Origin of the sequence: Helicobacter fennelliae, from assembly GCF_900451005.1 — a bacterium.
GTDB classification, from domain to species: Bacteria; Campylobacterota; Campylobacteria; order Campylobacterales; family Helicobacteraceae; genus Helicobacter_B; species Helicobacter_B fennelliae.
Genome location: NZ_UGIB01000001.1, coordinates 784408 through 801345 on the forward strand (window position 1 = coordinate 784408; position 16938 = coordinate 801345).

Genomic DNA, 16938 nt, shown 5'->3' on the forward strand with positions numbered 1-16938 from the left:
CTTAGACTAATATATATCAAATTGTTTGTCCAAATCATAACATAAAGTATCTATATTTGCGCCCTGTGCTTTTAGAGCCTCTTTGGTTTTTTTGATAAGAAAATCGTGTAAATAACATTGTTCGGTTATTTCGTTGTAGAGTTTTGGAGATATATAAATATCCCAAGCAGTCAAAGAAATATTATAATAGGGTTTGAGTTGCCAAGAAGCAAAATATTTTTTCTTGAGATTACCTAGTGGAAAAATTATTATCAAGCTAGGCGAGGTAGCAGGAAGTGTCCCTGTGGAACCTAAAGTTCTTATCGCACCCGCTTCCCCAAACTTAAAGAATCCCTTTTGCATTCTAAACCACTTTCTACGCTCAAAGCCTATGCCATTATTTGTAACATAAAAGCGATTTTTGCGTGTGTAAAATAAACGATATGAACTAAGCAGTGTAAAGGGAATGCCAAGAATCAATGATGTGATAAGAAATGGTTTCTCTATTTCATTGAATAAAAAAGCTTCTATGCCAACATATACCATAGCAATGCCAAGAAAAAGTATCATAAAATACATCAAATAATCCCACCAAGTAGGATTATGCCTTATCTCATACAGAATCTCCTCTCCAAACTCATCAACTCTTATATCTTGTTTTTCATTCATATTCTTGCCTTATCAACACTTCGTGCTTGAAATAATAGCCAAGATTCTGCCTTTAGTTCCAAGTCCTTTAGTTGATTCTTTGAGTGATTTATCTACCCCATATTTCTCTGCTAATGTTGCCATTGCCCCAAACACTCCACTTATTCCACTCATTAGTGTATCAGTGGTATTACCTTGATATTCTAGCAAATTTGTATTAGATTCTATGACCAAAGTTGAAGTATTATCCTTATTGATAATCTCTTTAGCTGTAATGTTAGAATCTTCATAGGTAAAGGGTTGGATACTATTGCTTTGTGAAGTAGTAATGCTTATTGGAGATTTTGTATTTTCTTGAGTAGTAATATTAAAATCATCTTGCTTTATTGGTATTGAAGTATTTTGTAAAAACTCTTGACAATCAATATTACACATTATAACTTCTGCGAAAGGAATACGATTATATGTATCTTTAGAATCATAAAGTTTAATATTATTATTTGGAGCAAATAGAGTCCTATAATCTACCCCTCCCTTCTTATATGGCAATCCTTGCAGAAGCAATGGGTCAAAGTTGCTCTTAGCATCTTCCCCTCACTCCGCCTTCACCTCCCCACCTTTAACTATAAGTCCTTTAGAATCTATGACTACTTCTACTCCACCAGCTTTAATAATAACACAATCTCCCTTAGCAGTAATAGAAGTGTCTCCTACTTGGTGAATTATAGTGTTACCAGCATTAACACTATAATTGGTTTGAATCTCTGAATTTGAAGAATCAGCCTCAAGACTTAAATTTTCATTTGTTGTTAAACTCATTGCTTTAGAAGATTTTAATATCGTTTTTTCATTGCTTACGAGAGTATAGTTTTGTGTGGTATTTATATCCATATCTCCCTCTACATTTTGCATCAAAGATTTTTCTATATGTGTTTGCACTTCTCCTTTAATCTCTTCGTGTTTATCTCCCTTTATCTCTTCTTTTACACTTCCCCCTATCTCCACCTCCTTATCCTCTCCTACATACTCACTACTATCCTTAGCTACTCTAAGTTTATTACTTGCTCCTACATTTAAAGTATGACTTAATCCTACAATGGTATCTTTAGATAAAGCCACATTTGTATTATATTCTCCTCCAATACTTACAATCTTTGCTAAATCTATGGTTTGCGTATGAATCTTTTTAATCCTTTCATTATATGCTCCCTCTACTATGGAATCTTTATTATTCTGTATCTTTTGAGTGAAGTTATGTTTAATGAGTTCTTCATAATCTCTTTGTGCTTGAAGATAGATTTGTTCTTTCTCTTTTATATTAGAGAGCGTGATTTCATTTAATCCAGATTCTACTATAGAAGAGTTTGTATCCTCTGTCTCTTTTGTATTATTAAGAGTTCTTGCACTTAAACTTGTTTGATGAGCATTTAAAGGCAAAGGAGGCAAGGCAGGATTACTTTGGTTATACAGACTAGCACTGATATAAGGCTTATCTATATCCTCATCAAAGAAACTTACAATCACTTCATCTCCCACTCTTGGAGTATGATACAAACCTGAACTTATACTTGCAATAGGAGAGCTTACTCTAAGATAAGGAGAGTAATGATAAGAGTAGGCTTTCATTTGTGAATTGTTACTATCCACATCATTGTTTGTTGTATGATTTTCTTGTGAGTGTATATTCTCCTCTGTCTGTGTTGTATTGCTTAAAGTATCATTGGTTGTTTGTGTATGAGTGTTAGTATTTCCATTAATGTTTTGAAGAGTGCCTTGTGAATGGTTATTCTCTATATTTTTTCCTTGAACATTATTTTGTTCTTTCACTCTTGCATTATCTATAACCTCTTGAGAAGCAAAGCAATTTATTCGGACCTTTACTCTACCAAAGTTATCTGTATGAATAGTATTTCTTTCTCCATCTATATCCTCACTCTCTCCAATAACAACTCCTAAAGTGCTACTAGGAGCTTTAGGCTTACTCTTTAAAGAGGGAGTATAGCTAAAGGTAATAGGTAAAAGGGTGAGGGTATTACTATAAGAGTGAGATTTACCTAAAGAAGAAGGAGAAGAAAGAGATTCTAAAGCATTAGAAGTATTTTGAGTGAGGGGATTAAAGCTTTCATTCCCTTTGTTTATCTGCTCTGTATTCATTAAAGAAGTAACACTTTCTTTTAAATGTTTTGCATTCTCTTTTTTAATGGCATTATCATTAGAATTAAAGTTATTCTCTAATAAAGATTCATTAATAAGTTCTTGCTCCATTCCTATAATTATAAAATCTCTTAAACTCTCTTTGTTTTCTTTTAAACTTGAGGAGAAGTTTAAAGTAATACTTTCATTTAAAGCTAAATCATAGATATTACTCTGTGCATTGAGACTTTGTTCAATCACTCTTAATCTTTTTTCTTTTAAAGTAATGGGAGTTTTTAAATCACTGCTTTGAGTAAAGGAGGATTCATTGCTATAGTGATGCTCATTTATATGTAAAGAGTGTGTGAAATTATTCTGCTCTCCTTCTTGTAATAAGGAATCACTCTTTAGACTTAAACTTTCTAATGAAAAAGGATTGAGAGCATTCTGGCTACTTTGGCTAAAAGTATGAGCTCTTAAAGATTGAAGTTTAGAGACACTAGAGATACAAGGTTCATTTAAAGTGTTATTCACATTAGGATTAAAAGTAAGTTCTCTACTAGAGTGTCTTTGTGCGCTATCATAAAAGCATATACTCCCTCTCACATCACAAAAGTATATGCCATTATTATGGGCTAATCTTGTGATGAAGTCTAAATCACTCTCCTCATATTGAGAAATAAGTTCTAACTTTGGATAGTGTAAAGCAATCCCAGAGAAATCCAAAGGTTTGATTAAATCGTGTGTATAAAAGTTGAGTGTAGAATGTATGGCTTCTATAACACTCTTATTGGTATAGATTCTATTTGCTTTATTTAAAGACATTCTATAAAGAGAAGAGCAAAGAGTAAGCTTAAAGAAATGCTTATGATTTAAAGAGGGGGTAAGATTACCTCTATGAAACACATTTGCACTACTTTGAGTATTTAATCCTAGATACTCTACAAAGCAGAGTATGCCTTGATATTCTTTTATCCTCCCTAAAGAATCTAAAGATTCTTGAGAGTTTTTAGAATCTTTACTTGTTTGATTATGATGAGTGTCTTTGTTTTTATTCTTAGCACTCTTGATAGTATCTTTAAGAGATTCTAAAGTAGAGGGTAGGGCATTGTTTATAAAATCTAAAGTGTGAGAAGTAGAGTGTGATTGAGGATAGGGATTGCTGATTTTAAAGGTTGCTTGCTTGTTAATTAAAGCATTGGGGTGAAAGTTTAAAGTGCTCTCCTTATGTGGGAAAGAGTTAAAAGTGTTCCCTTGGTCTTTCCTTGAAGAGTTGAAAAAGTCTAAAGTAAAAGGATGCTCTTCTAAGCTTTCTATATATCCTTCACACTCAATTCTCCATAAGGATTCTAAACTCTCTTTAATATGGGCTTTAGTGATAGTAAAAGAGAGGGAATCTATACTCAGTTGTAGATAAGACATAAGGGTCCTTTAAAAGAGAAATACTACTAAGAATATTGGCTTTACTTTTAGGGAGAGGTAAGGCATAGATAATCCTTTATGTTAAGTGTAAAGGGGGAGGTAGGAGAACTCATAGGTTATCCTTTATAAGAGGAAGTGTTAAGTTTATCATAGTCTAATCTTTGTATCCCTTTTCTTTAATCTAATAAGTTATTTTATCAATATAAAACAATTTAAAAACAAACAATATATATTACTTAAATAGAGGCTAGAAATTCCTTATTTTTAATAGCATAAATACTATAACAAACAAGTATTATGCTAGAAACTATTGTGCGAGAAATAAAAGTAAATAATGCTAATGACAACATTCACAATTCCACCTTAAAATATGCTTGTGTATTCTTAGGCACTTTTAACACATAGAATCCTTTATGAATCTCACCCTTTGTTTTATCCTTAGAGAAGACTCTAAAGTTTAAGCCTTTGTTAAAGGTTTTATAGTAGTCAAAAGAATACCTGTTTATTATTGTCAAGGAAATAAAGAATGAACGCAATGGGAAAGGAAAAAATAATTGAAGATACAAATGGAATACCCATACCACACATAAAAGCAAAATTTATTCGTTGATGTTTCTTCTTTGTGTCTAAAATAACTATTTTTTGTGAACGAAAAATAGCCTTGAGTATAGAAAATACAATAGAAAGTATGAAAAGTGGTAACTCAAAAGACAAAATTCCACCCAAAAAAAATCCTACAAAAAATCCCAAGAAAAAACTTTTCCAAAAAGCAGGAGTTAAAGTAAAAGCTAAAAATTCCTTATTTTTAACAGCGTAAGCTATATAAGCAAGAATAGTTATTATAAACCAAAATGATGGCGTTAATATCAACCAAATCATATTTCCACCCTAAAATATTCTTGTGTATCTTTATCTTCAGGCACTTTTAACACATAGAATCCTTTATGAATTTTATCATTTGTTTTATCCTTAGAAAAAACTCTAAAGTTTAAGCCTTTGTTAAAGGTTTTATAGTCTCATAACTTCATAATTTTACATTACCACTTTTTACCAAGCCAATATAATAGAATAAATAACCAAATAAGAGAGAAATTGTAGAAACGAAGATAGCAAAGTTAAAACAAAAATTTTAATTGTGAAATTTTTGTTTATTGAATCTTGATAAATATATCTTATCCCCTTTTTTCTAATTGAATTAAAAAATAGAATATTTGGCAAACACGATAAAAAAATTAGAATAATTTTTATAAACCTATCCCATCTCCATCCGATTGCACTAAAACTTATTCCTAAATATATTAAAAATACCAAATTAATTGCACAAGAACTTATGATAAGCAAACTCCAATAATAGCAATTTTGACAAGAAACATAAGTATTTTGATTTAATAATATATTTTTTATTTTTAGTAATGTAAAAATATATGCGATTGAAGCTATTAGACTAATGCAAAAAATCATTTTGAACATAATCCAACCAGCTGCAGCTACTCCGTCAGCTAAACCACCCATCATTTCTACAATTCCACCTTAAAATATGTTTGTGTAGCCTTATCTTCAGGCACTTTTAGAATATAGAATCCTTTATGAATTTTATCATTTGTTTTATCCTTAGAGAAGACTCTAAAGTTTAAGCCTTTGTTAAAGGTTTTCTTGTAATTTTGGTAGTCTTGGTTGTAGAGGGGGTAGATTTGATTAATTTTCATTTAAAGCCTAACGCCAAGCGTAGTAAAGTATTGAAAATAAACCAAAAATAAACCAAAATATGGGAAGCAAAACAATATATGAGGCAAACACCAATAGAGTATTAATAAAAAAATATCTTAATCTTAATCTCTTTTTTGCAAATCCACATAATAAACGCCTTTTTCTCAAAAAATAAAACAGAAAAAATATAAAAACAACGATTGAGAACAATGTATGGAAGTATAATGCAATGATATAGCCTTGTTTATTGCTATTCATCGTCATTATCCACACAGCTTGTATAATGGGAAACAGAAAACTTCCCATAAAAGAGCTTAAATAAATATATCTACTCTTGATAAAATACTCATTATCTTTCAGAAGTTTAAAGAAACATTTTCTAATTTTTGGGATTAGAAATATAGACAAAGCACAAAGTAATATTATTATTGCAATGAGCATTATAATAATTCCACCTTAAAATATGTTTGTGTAGCCTTATCTTCAGGCACTTTTAGAATATAGAATCCTTTATGAATTTTATCATTTGTTTTATCCTTAGAGAAGACTCTAAAGTTTAAGCCTTTGTTAAAGGTTTTCTTGTAATTTTGGTAGTCTTGATTGTAGAGGGGGTAGATTTGGTTTTGTTTAAGGGTAGGGATTTCATCAATATCCATAACAATGTCAATTTCACTAATATTGCCTTCAAGAAACTTTTTCCAATTTTCCTTAAAGTTTTTAACATCGCTAAATACTCTAGCTCCACCCGATTTCACATAAGAGTTTAGCTCATTCCATTTGAAAGTGTTGTTTGTGTATTTCGCCATCTGCCTTACAGAATGATTAAAATCAAATCTCATTTCCTTATAATTCCAAGTTCCCACAGGCTGCCCTAATTCTATAATATTTTCATCTTTAGCTTCTTCATCTTTCTTATACTTATGTTCCTCATCATCAAAGTCAAAAGTATCCCAAATATAAGCATAAAGCTCTTTTATATAGACATAAGTTTTATTATGCTCTTTTTTAAGCAAAAATTTACTAGGGATATAATAGACACTAAACTTTCCTGTGCAAGCATAAAGGGATAGAGCTTGTGCTGATGTTTGCTCATCAGAGGAGGCAAGTTTCCACCCAAAATCTTCATCACTGATACCCACACCTTGTTGCATAGTGGCTTTATCTATATCATAAGGTCTTAGAGTGTCAATTCTTTTGTATTCATCGTGTATGGATAAAAATTTGTCTTTAGGATAGACACTAAAGGTAAGCTCTGTCTCTGTTTTGGCATTTTTAATGTTCTCTGTATGGACAATTAAATCAAGTTCTTCTATATCGGCAATATTTTTAAGTTGAGAGTAATATTTTAAATCTTGTTTAGTATTGCTTATGCCTGTATCATCAAGACAATTTTCTTTTGGGTTGTTTCTACAAAGCCTTTGTTGATTAAAAAGTTTTTGAATAATATGAGTTTTTACATTGTCTGAAAGATGTGGATTAAAATTAAAATATGAAAGAAAAGGCGAGGATATATCCAACAATTCCTTACTTCTCTCTTTTACCAAAGGAAATTGCAAATAAAACTCTTCCCAATCAAGTTCAACATAAAAATTGCAAGGGTCTATCTTTGGTTTTAAAACTTGCTTTATCTCAAAAGGTTTGAGTTCTATATCTAAAGCATATTGATAAATCAAACTTTTCATTTTTTCATCTTCTATACTTTGACATAATTCTATGGTATTTTTATATTTAAGCTCTGAAATTTTAGTGGCATCTTTAGGATTATCGTGCCATAGTCTTTGTAAAACATAGCTTGTAGTCCAGCCAAGTTTGGATACTTCATCTTTTGCGTTTAAAGCTTCTTGCATAGAACAATCAATGGAGATTTGTATAATATCGCCTAAGATTATTTCGGCATAAACATTTTCTAAAGGTTCTTTTGTGTAAGCAAAGACTATCATTTTAGAATCATTAATGATGTTATTGATTTCATAGTCTTTAACTTCTTTGCCTAAATAAGCTTGATTGTTTTTATCTTTAAGTGTGTAGTATTTTGCATTATTTAAACATTTTGCAGGATATTGTTTTAATTCTTCTTCATCGCCTTGTGTGAGTTTTTTATCTTGTAAAATATCTTTTAAAGCAAGATTTTTGGATATAAAAGTATAAGCCCATTTAATATCTTCTTCTTGTATATATTCTGGATAATAAGCTTTAAAATTAACTATATCTTCTTTTTGAAAGCAATATCTCCCTATTTTAGAATATAAATTTACTCTAAAAACATCTGTATATTTGTAGAATCTTAATTCTTGAATCTCATCAATGGCGTTATAAGATATTAAAAATCTGTCATACATAGGAGTAATTTTATAATTACTTTGTTCATTTAAATATACAAGGTAAAGTTGAAACTTATTTAAGCCACTTATTTTAAAATCAGCCAAGCCTTTTTCATCAGTTTTTGCAAGAAATCGTGATTTACTCCCCATTTTGAATAAAAACAATTCCAAATTCTCTATGGGTAGATTGCTAATGTTCTCTACTGCTTTAATTGTGATTGTGTCGCTCACTCCGCCTTTACCTCCCCACCTTTAACTATAAGTCCTTTAGAATCTATCACTACTTCTACTCCACCAGCTTTAATAATAACACAATCTCCCTTAGCAGTAATAGAAGTGTCTCCGACCGCGAAATTTATTTGATTACCCGCCTCTTCCTCAATATTTGTTTTAGCTTGCATAGCGATGTTGTCTGCTATTTCAGTATGGTTTTTATCGGATTCAAATCCTGTGGATTTTTGGGTAGAAAATAAAATATTATGTTGAGAAGTAACATTAATTTGCTCTTCAGAATTTATATTGCATTCTTTTATACTCTGTATGTCTAAACTCCCTTGTATGATTTCTCTCTTATTCCCCCCTACATTCCTATTCTCATCTTGCTTAATACTTGTATTGAGGTTTGCTTGTATCTCCACCTCCTTATCCTCTCCTACATACTCACTACTATCCTTAGCTACTCTAAGTTTATTACTTGCTCCTACATTTAAAGTATGACTTAATCCTACAATGGTATCTTTAGATAAAGCCACATTTGTATTATATTCTCCTCCAATACTTACAATCTTTGCTAAATCTATGGTTTGCGTATGAATCTTTTTAATCCTTTCATTATATGCTCCCTCTACTATGGAATCTTTATTATTCTGTATCTTTTGAGTGAAGTTATGTTTAATGAGTTCTTCATAATCTCTTTGTGCTTGAAGATAGATTTGTTCTTTCTCTTTTATATTAGAGAGCGTGATTTCATTTAATCCAGATTCTACTATAGAAGAGTTTGTATCCTCTGTCTCTTTTGTATTATTAAGAGTTCTTGCACTTAAACTTGTTTGATGAGCATTTAAAGGCAAAGGAGGCAAGGCAGGATTACTTTGGTTATACAGACTAGCACTGATATAAGGCTTATCTATATCCTCATCAAAGAAACTTACAATCACTTCATCTCCCACTCTTGGAGTATGATACAAACCTGAACTTATACTTGCAATAGGAGAGCTTACTCTAAGATAAGGAGAGTAATGATAAGAGTAGGCTTTCATTTGTGAATTGTTACTATCCACATCATTGTTTGTTGTATGATTTTCTTGTGAGTGTATATTCTCCTCTGTCTGTGTTGTATTGCTTAAAGTATCATTGGTTGTTTGTGTATGAGTGTTAGTATTTCCATTAATGTTTTGAAGAGTGCCTTGTGAATGGTTATTCTCTATATTTTTTCCTTGAACATTATTTTGTTCTTTCACTCTTGCATTATCTATAACCTCTTGAGAAGCAAAGCAATTTATTCGGACCTTTACTCTACCAAAGTTATCTGTATGAATAGTATTTCTTTCTCCATCTATATCCTCACTCTCTCCAATAACAACTCCTAAAGTGCTACTAGGAGCTTTAGGCTTACTCTTTAAAGAGGGAGTATAGCTAAAGGTAATAGGTAAAAGGGTGAGGGTATTACTATAAGAGTGAGATTTACCTAAAGAAGAAGGAGAAGAAAGAGATTCTAAAGCATTAGAAGTATTTTGAGTGAGGGGATTAAAGCTTTCATTCCCTTTGTTTATCTGCTCTGTATTCATTAAAGAAGTAACACTTTCTTTTAAATGTTTTGCATTCTCTTTTTTAATGGCATTATCATTAGAATTAAAGTTATTCTCTAATAAAGATTCATTAATAAGTTCTTGCTCCATTCCTATAATTATAAAATCTCTTAAACTCTCTTTGTTTTCTTTTAAACTTGAGGAGAAGTTTAAAGTAATACTTTCATTTAAAGCTAAATCATAGATATTACTCTGTGCATTGAGACTTTGTTCAATCACTCTTAATCTTTTTTCTTTTAAAGTAATGGGAGTTTTTAAATCACTGCTTTGAGTAAAGGAGGATTCATTGCTATAGTGATGCTCATTTATATGTAAAGAGTGTGTGAAATTATTCTGCTCTCCTTCTTGTAATAAGGAATCACTCTTTAGACTTAAACTTTCTAATGAAAAAGGATTGAGAGCATTCTGGCTACTTTGGCTAAAAGTATGAGCTCTTAAAGATTGAAGTTTAGAGACACTAGAGATACAAGGTTCATTTAAAGTGTTATTCACATTAGGATTAAAAGTAAGTTCTCTACTAGAGTGTCTTTGTGCGCTATCATAAAAGCATATACTCCCTCTCACATCACAAAAGTATATGCCATTATTATGGGCTAATCTTGTGATGAAGTCTAAATCACTCTCCTCATATTGAGAAATAAGTTCTAACTTTGGATAGTGTAAAGCAATCCCAGAGAAATCCAAAGGTTTGATTAAATCGTGTGTATAAAAGTTGAGTGTAGAATGTATGGCTTCTATAACACTCTTATTGGTATAGATTCTATTTGCTTTATTTAAAGACATTCTATAAAGAGAAGAGCAAAGAGTAAGCTTAAAGAAATGCTTATGATTTAAAGAGGGGGTAAGATTACCTCTATGAAACACATTTGCACTACTTTGAGTATTTAATCCTAGATACTCTACAAAGCAGAGTATGCCTTGATATTCTTTTATCCTCCCTAAAGAATCTAAAGATTCTTGAGAGTTTTTAGAATCTTTACTTGTTTGATTATGATGAGTGTCTTTGTTTTTATTCTTAGCACTCTTGATAGTATCTTTAAGAGATTCTAAAGTAGAGGGTAGGGCATTGTTTATAAAATCTAAAGTGTGAGAAGTAGAGTGTGATTGAGGATAGGGATTGCTGATTTTAAAGGTTGCTTGCTTGTTAATTAAAGCATTGGGGTGAAAGTTTAAAGTGCTCTCCTTATGTGGGAAAGAGTTAAAAGTGTTCCCTTGGTCTTTCCTTGAAGAGTTGAAAAAGTCTAAAGTAAAAGGATGCTCTTCTAAGCTTTCTATATATCCTTCACACTCAATTCTCCATAAGGATTCTAAACTCTCTTTAATATGGGCTTTAGTGATAGTAAAAGAGAGGGAATCTATACTCAGTTGTAGATAAGACATAGGGGTCCTTTAAAAGAGAAATACTACTAAGAATATTGGCTTTACTTTTAGGGAGAGGTAAGGCATAGATAATCCTTTATGTTAAGTGTAGGGATGGGAGAGTGGTCTAGCATTTATAGAAAGTTCCCCCTGATTGAAAGTTTTTGTATTCTAGACTATCCATTTTTGTAACAATTTATTGCCACTAAGAAAAACCATTCAAATGTAAAAGTAACAGCTATAAAAAGGTTTGTTGGGAAGCTTTAGACTTTAGTTTCTCTCCAATCATCACTTCCACTTGTCCCTGCGGCAATATGCTCCCAAATCACTTTTCTATAATTGAGAGAGACTTTGAAAAGCTCTGTTTTATCATTATTGCCTTGTTCCTGTGCATTGGGCATTACAAGATTAATATCTGTAATAATAGCGTCTTCTAATTTTGTTGTGAAATAATGTTCTTGCCCTCCGCTTGTAGAAGTTCTAAACCAGTGAATTTCTACACTCGTTAATCTTTCTCCACTTGTGAGCGCATTATAAAGTAGGGGAACAGCTTTATTCAAAGAACAAGTAAAAGAAAAAGGTTTATGTACCCTTTGTCCTGATGGTTGTCCGCTTTGTGGGTCTGTTGGAACGGTTACAATATGAGCAACTTCTTGTGCCATAATCTCGTCTTCGTGTCCTGCTTGGTAACGATTTCCAATACTTGCTTCTGTGGAAGCTCCACTTGAAATAAGCCCTTGAGTAGAACCTTCAATTTTTATATATGCTGGTTGTGCCATTTTTTGCCTCCTTTACTTTTATGTTTATTTTAGCATATAATTTAAAAAATGTTATAAAATTTTATTTAATTTCAGTTAAAATCAAAAAGTAGTTGGGGAAAAAACTTAATGTTTAGAAAAATTTTTAACTTTATAAAGTCCAAGTTATTTGTTGTTATATTATTGCTTATATTTTTTATTGTTTTGAGTATATTATTTTGGTTTTGGGGTTCTTCAATATCATTTAATGATATTTATATTTTTGGGAATCCATATTTAAGATTTGGAATTATATTTATACTATGGCTTATTGTTTTTTTGTTTTTCTTCCTTAAGCCAACTATTAATTTTTTTATTTCGCTCAAAAGCGAGAAAAGAGCAAAATTAAAAGCTTTGAAAAAAGAATCTAATGATTTTGTGTTTAGAGCTAAAAGAAACTTTTTTATTTCTTTGCAAGATGCTAAGACGACTTGGAAGAAGAAAATAAAGTTCAAAAAATTACCTTTAGTTATTATTATAGGGGAAGAAGGTGCTGGGAAAAGCACTTTTATCAATTATTCTAATATAGAGTATCCCTTAAGTGATAGTCTGCAATCTCATAAGAAATTTCATCAATCTACAAATAACTTTTCTTTATATGTTTCTAAAAATGGAGCTTTACTTGATACAGAGGGAAATTATTTTTCTCAAGAAAAGTTTTTTGTCCCATCAAGTAGTGATGAACTTCCAGAAGATGATTTAGATAAAAACAAAGAATTTCTGATTAAAAAGAATATTTGGAGGAATTTTTTAAACTTTTTAAATAGAAACTTTTTCCATAGTAAGCTCAATGGCATAGTTTTAGTAATAGATACAAGACTATTTTTAAGTAATCCCAAAGAGTATTCAAAAGATATTATTCGCTATCTTGTAAAAAGGGTAAATGATTGTGAAAATTATCTTAATCTTAAATTTCCTATTTATGTAGTTTTTTCTAAGATTGATTTGTTGGAGGGTATGAAAGAGTTTTTTGAAATTTTTAATGAAAGAATAGTTGATAGAGCTTTAGGTATTAGTTTTAAAGAGAAGTTAAATGATGATATTTTAGATAAAGGGTTAAAACAACTAAGTCAGTCTTTATTTTTAAATTTTACTAATAAAAATCATTTTATTCATTCTCTGGAAGACAAAAACAAGACTTATCTTTTTTTAAAGCAGTTTGATAATTTATTTGCTTTAGCAAAAAACTTTCTTTTAGAGATACAGAACGAAAACGCATTTAAAAATAATTCTTCGTTAAGAGGAGTGTATTTTGTAAGTGCCTATCAGGAAAATATTCCTAGAAACTTTTTACTTGATAGTGTGTGTGAGAAATACAATGTTAAAAAAGCATTGGCAAAAGTGAATCCTTTACACAATAAGCAGAGTTACTTTGTGAAATCTTTATTAGATGATATTATTTTTAAAGATTATTCTTTGAGCAGTATGAAAAATATTTTTAAAAAGTTTTCTTTATTGCTACTTGTATTAGTTATAAGTTTAAGCACTTATTTCTTGTCTTTTTATTTTATTTCTAAGGATAGAACAGAAAAAGAAAAGGCAGAAAGCACTTTAACCGCATTGCAGATTTTATTAAGTGATACAGACTACAAAAAGCTTAGTATAAAAGAAAGAGCAAATTTACTTGTAAATTTAAAAAATATTTTGGGCGTCTATCCTCAACTCTCAACAAATAATAATTTTATGCAATATCCAAGTTTAAATATATCATATAGAGGGTTTTTAGAGGCTCAAGAGTTTTACTATAAATTGAATGAAGACGTGCTTAAAAATACTTTGCTTAAAGAGATGGAATATATTTTACAAGCAGATAAAGATGATAAAAATAATTTAATAAAAACTTTGTATATGTATAAATCCTTATTTGAACAAGAATATTTAAATAAAAATTTGCTTAAAATTTGGATTAATGAAAATTGGCAATTATTAAGTAAGTATAATATTTCTAGGGAAAATTTCTTAAGTGGAGTTGATGATATTCAAAAAATTCATATAGAGAGTTCTAATAAAGACAAAAAAAGCATTGAATTAGCAATTAGAGCATTACAAAGAACAACAACAAGACCACAAAGGTTATATGTTTTGTTAAATTTTTTAAATAGTGATAAACGAAAAGAAATTTATAGAATTAAAGAGGAATTAGGCTTTGCTGTGAATAATATTTTTGCGGAATCAAGTAAGATAACTTCCATAGATAAAATTTATACCAAAAATGGAATGATAGGATTTTTACAAAATCTCAATCAAAATATAGATAATATGATAAATATAGAGTTGTGGATGCTTGAAAGTATTGGTGATGGATTAACAAAAGAAAATAAGAGTATGCTTTCAATGGGCATACTCAAATTGTATTTGGTGGAATATCAAAATAAATGGGAGGATTTACTTCTCTCTCTTGCACCAAAACAATATAGTTCTAAAGAATCTACACTTAATCAGCTCAATATTTTATCTAAAGAGGATAATCCTGTATCGGCTTTAATTAAAATTGTTAGCACTAATACCAAGCTAAACGATGTTTTTTTGCTTAAAGAAGCTTATAATATAGGGCTTAATGCTAATGAGATTAAAACACATTTTAGCAATATTACCCATTTTTTCAGCCCTTATCATAAAATTGCGGAACAAGATTCTATTCTAAGTTCAGGAGCTTCAGCAGTAGGTCTTAATATTAATAATGATGTTAAGATAATGGAAGTTCTTGGTTTAGACATTAAAAATATTCAAACCAAGATTATAGAGTTTAACACAAATAAAACACAAAGTATTGAAAATAAAATAGCCTATGCGCTAAATCGTGAGAAGGAACAAGATGACCCTTTTGTAGTGTTTGCTAATGATATTAAAAAGCTTCCACCAGAATTAGAAAAATATTATGCAAAATTGTATTTATATGCTTGGAATCTTGTAGAATCTCACGGAGTCTCTTTGCTTAATACTGCTTGGTTCAATGAAGTTTATACCCCCTTTATCAATGATATTGCCCCTTTTTATCCTTTTAATGATGAAAGCACACAGCAATTAAGTATAGATTCTTTCAAAGAATTCTTTGGCAGAAATGGGACTATCAATAGATTTTATGACAAATATTTAAGTTCTGTGTTAGTTAAGAAGACAAATACCTATTCTCTAAACACTCAATTTGATGTTAAAATAAATTTTTCTAAGAGTTTTTTAGATTTTATGAGAGAGAGCAAAAATCTTTCAAATTTAATGTTGACTTCAAATGATAATATAAAAGTCAATTTTACATTGCAAAGTTTAGATTTAAGTGCTGATTTCTCTTTCATAGAATTGCAATATAATTCTCATAATGTGAAGTATGACCATACTTTACATTCTACTCTACAGATTATTGGAGAGCAATTTAATGGCAATACGAATTTGAATTTAACAGCTTTTGATTACCATAATTCAAATTTAAATTATCATAAAACATATAGTGGCGAATGGGCTTGGCATAGGTTCTTGAAAGAAAATTATAAGAATGGTGCGTATAGTGTAATTTTCAATAATAATGAAAAATTATATTTTGATTTTAAACTAATTAATGGTGGTTCAGAGGCTCATCAAATCCTTAATACGCTCCAGCAGATAAAAATTGTAGCATATATTACAATGGGAGGAAATGATAATGGTAGATAATGAGGAGAAAATTGGAGTTATTATTGAAAACTTAGAAGAAATTTTAACTAGAGATAAAGCATATATTTTTGATAAAGAGGGTGGATTTATAGGAAGTGATTCCCAATGTTCTTTTTGTGTGCAAGATAGACGAAATCAAATACAAAACAAACATCTAAAAATAGGTTTTGAAGAGGGATTTTTTACCATTTCTCCTGTGGAAGATGCTGTTATTTTTTATAACGAATCTTTTTCTAAAATGCAAGGTGGTTTTGAAACTATTATTAATAAAGGTGATATTTTTAGAATTTCAAACGTTCAATTTCGTTTTGTGGATTATAAAGAAATCAATGAAGAATTTTTAAGAAATAAAGAAAAGCTTGATGACATTGAAAAGTGCGATGAAATAAATGAAGGGCTTTTAACGCCTAGAGGTAAGATTCAATTTGATTTTAAAGAAAAGGAAAATATAAAAGAGATTGTTGAGAGCAAGACCGATTACGCTTTTATAGAGGAAAAAATAGATAATAGTTTTTTAAATCAAAGTGATAAAAAGAATCCTTTGGAATTTGAATATCAAAACATTTTAAAAACCATTGATAAAACTTTAAGAGAATTGCAAATGAATCAAAAAAGTGCAAAATTGAACGAGCAATATGGGAAATTAGATATTAGAGATTTAGAAAAGATTATTGCCAATATTCCACTTATAAAATCTACAACACTCATTAATCTTTTAGCCTTAAGTTTGATTAGTAAAGAATTATATAGCCCTATTTTTGAAGAAATGGAAGAAAATATGTTTATAAAATATCTCCAAGTCGCCATTCAGGGCAATATCAAGGAAGAGAAAGCCTTATTTGAGAATTTAACTATCAAAGCTTTGGAAAAATATAAAAATAAATATTCATAGGCTATCTAATGTATTTTGATGGCTTTCATACAAATTTTATAACAGGAGCTATAACAGGACTTTTAATGATTTTTGGCACACTTGCTTCAGGTTATATTATGTGGAAACTCATTGTTTCAGGACCTGCTTGGACACTCTCTTTAGTTGGAATTGATGGCAAGCAAGATGATGTCATAGCAAGTGGTATAGAATCTAATTTAGCAAAAAGAGCCTTTGTGGCTTAG

General features: G+C 30.1%; 11 protein-coding genes and 1 pseudogene. 3 read left to right on the forward strand and 9 right to left on the reverse strand.

Annotation, left to right across the window (positions count from 1 at the left end; all coding sequences use genetic code 11):
- Window positions 1–6 precede the first annotated feature (6 nt).
- The 9 genes and pseudogenes from DY109_RS03810 to DY109_RS03855 form a co-directional block, all read right to left on the reverse strand.
- Window positions 7–648 carry a hypothetical protein gene (locus DY109_RS03810; RefSeq protein ID WP_023948184.1) on the reverse strand — a complete coding sequence of 214 codons (642 nt, stop codon included), beginning with the start codon at window positions 646–648 and terminating at the stop codon, window positions 7–9.
- Window positions 649–660: 12 nt separating this feature from the next.
- Entirely contained in the window at window positions 661–1062 is a 402-nt protein-coding gene (locus DY109_RS03815; protein WP_244916637.1) for a hypothetical protein, read from the reverse strand.
- 159 nt (window positions 1063–1221) lie between these two features.
- On the reverse strand, window positions 1222–2640 hold the full coding sequence (locus DY109_RS12490; protein WP_425323544.1) for a bacteriophage T4 gp5 trimerisation domain-containing protein: 1419 nt from the start codon (window positions 2638–2640) through the stop codon (window positions 1222–1224).
- 369 nt (window positions 2641–3009) lie between these two features.
- Window positions 3010–4182, reverse strand: a pseudogene (locus DY109_RS12495) (contractile injection system protein, VgrG/Pvc8 family); the annotation flags it as partial.
- Between the two features lie 486 nt (window positions 4183–4668).
- A complete protein-coding gene (locus tag DY109_RS03825) occupies window positions 4669–5061 on the reverse strand; it encodes a hypothetical protein (RefSeq protein ID WP_034550615.1) in 393 nt (130 codons plus the stop codon).
- Between the two features lie 638 nt (window positions 5062–5699).
- Window positions 5700–5888, reverse strand: coding sequence for a hypothetical protein (locus DY109_RS03835; protein ID WP_002957628.1), 189 nt, complete (start codon window positions 5886–5888; stop codon window positions 5700–5702).
- A 441-nt stretch (window positions 5889–6329) separates the two neighbouring features.
- Window positions 6330–8441 (reverse strand): DUF6402 family protein, encoded by a 2112-nt coding sequence (locus DY109_RS03845; protein ID WP_023950023.1) that lies wholly within the window; start codon window positions 8439–8441, stop codon window positions 6330–6332.
- Complete coding sequence (locus tag DY109_RS03850) at window positions 8438–11398, reverse strand: contractile injection system protein, VgrG/Pvc8 family (protein ID WP_115737772.1); 2961 nt, start codon at window positions 11396–11398, stop codon at window positions 8438–8440. The genes DY109_RS03845 and DY109_RS03850 overlap by 4 nt, the downstream gene beginning before the upstream one ends.
- A gap of 242 nt (window positions 11399–11640) precedes the next feature.
- On the reverse strand, window positions 11641–12156 hold the full coding sequence (locus DY109_RS03855) for an Hcp family type VI secretion system effector (RefSeq protein ID WP_023946014.1): 516 nt from the start codon (window positions 12154–12156) through the stop codon (window positions 11641–11643).
- A gap of 108 nt (window positions 12157–12264) precedes the next feature.
- On the opposite strand from DY109_RS03855, the gene tssM reads away from it, so the two are divergent.
- From tssM to DY109_RS03870, 3 genes are read left to right on the forward strand one after another with little or no spacing between them, the layout of a single operon-like run.
- Window positions 12265–15822, forward strand: a complete 3558-nt coding sequence (gene tssM / locus DY109_RS03860) for a type VI secretion system membrane subunit TssM (protein ID WP_023946013.1) — start codon at window positions 12265–12267, stop codon at window positions 15820–15822.
- Window positions 15812–16714 carry an FHA domain-containing protein gene (locus DY109_RS03865; RefSeq protein ID WP_023946012.1) on the forward strand — a complete coding sequence of 301 codons (903 nt, stop codon included), beginning with the start codon at window positions 15812–15814 and terminating at the stop codon, window positions 16712–16714. Before tssM ends, DY109_RS03865 begins: the two co-directional genes overlap by 11 nt.
- 8 nt (window positions 16715–16722) lie before the next feature.
- Window positions 16723–16938: a hypothetical protein gene (locus DY109_RS03870; protein ID WP_023946011.1), complete on the forward strand. Its 216-nt coding sequence runs from the start codon at window positions 16723–16725 to the stop codon at window positions 16936–16938.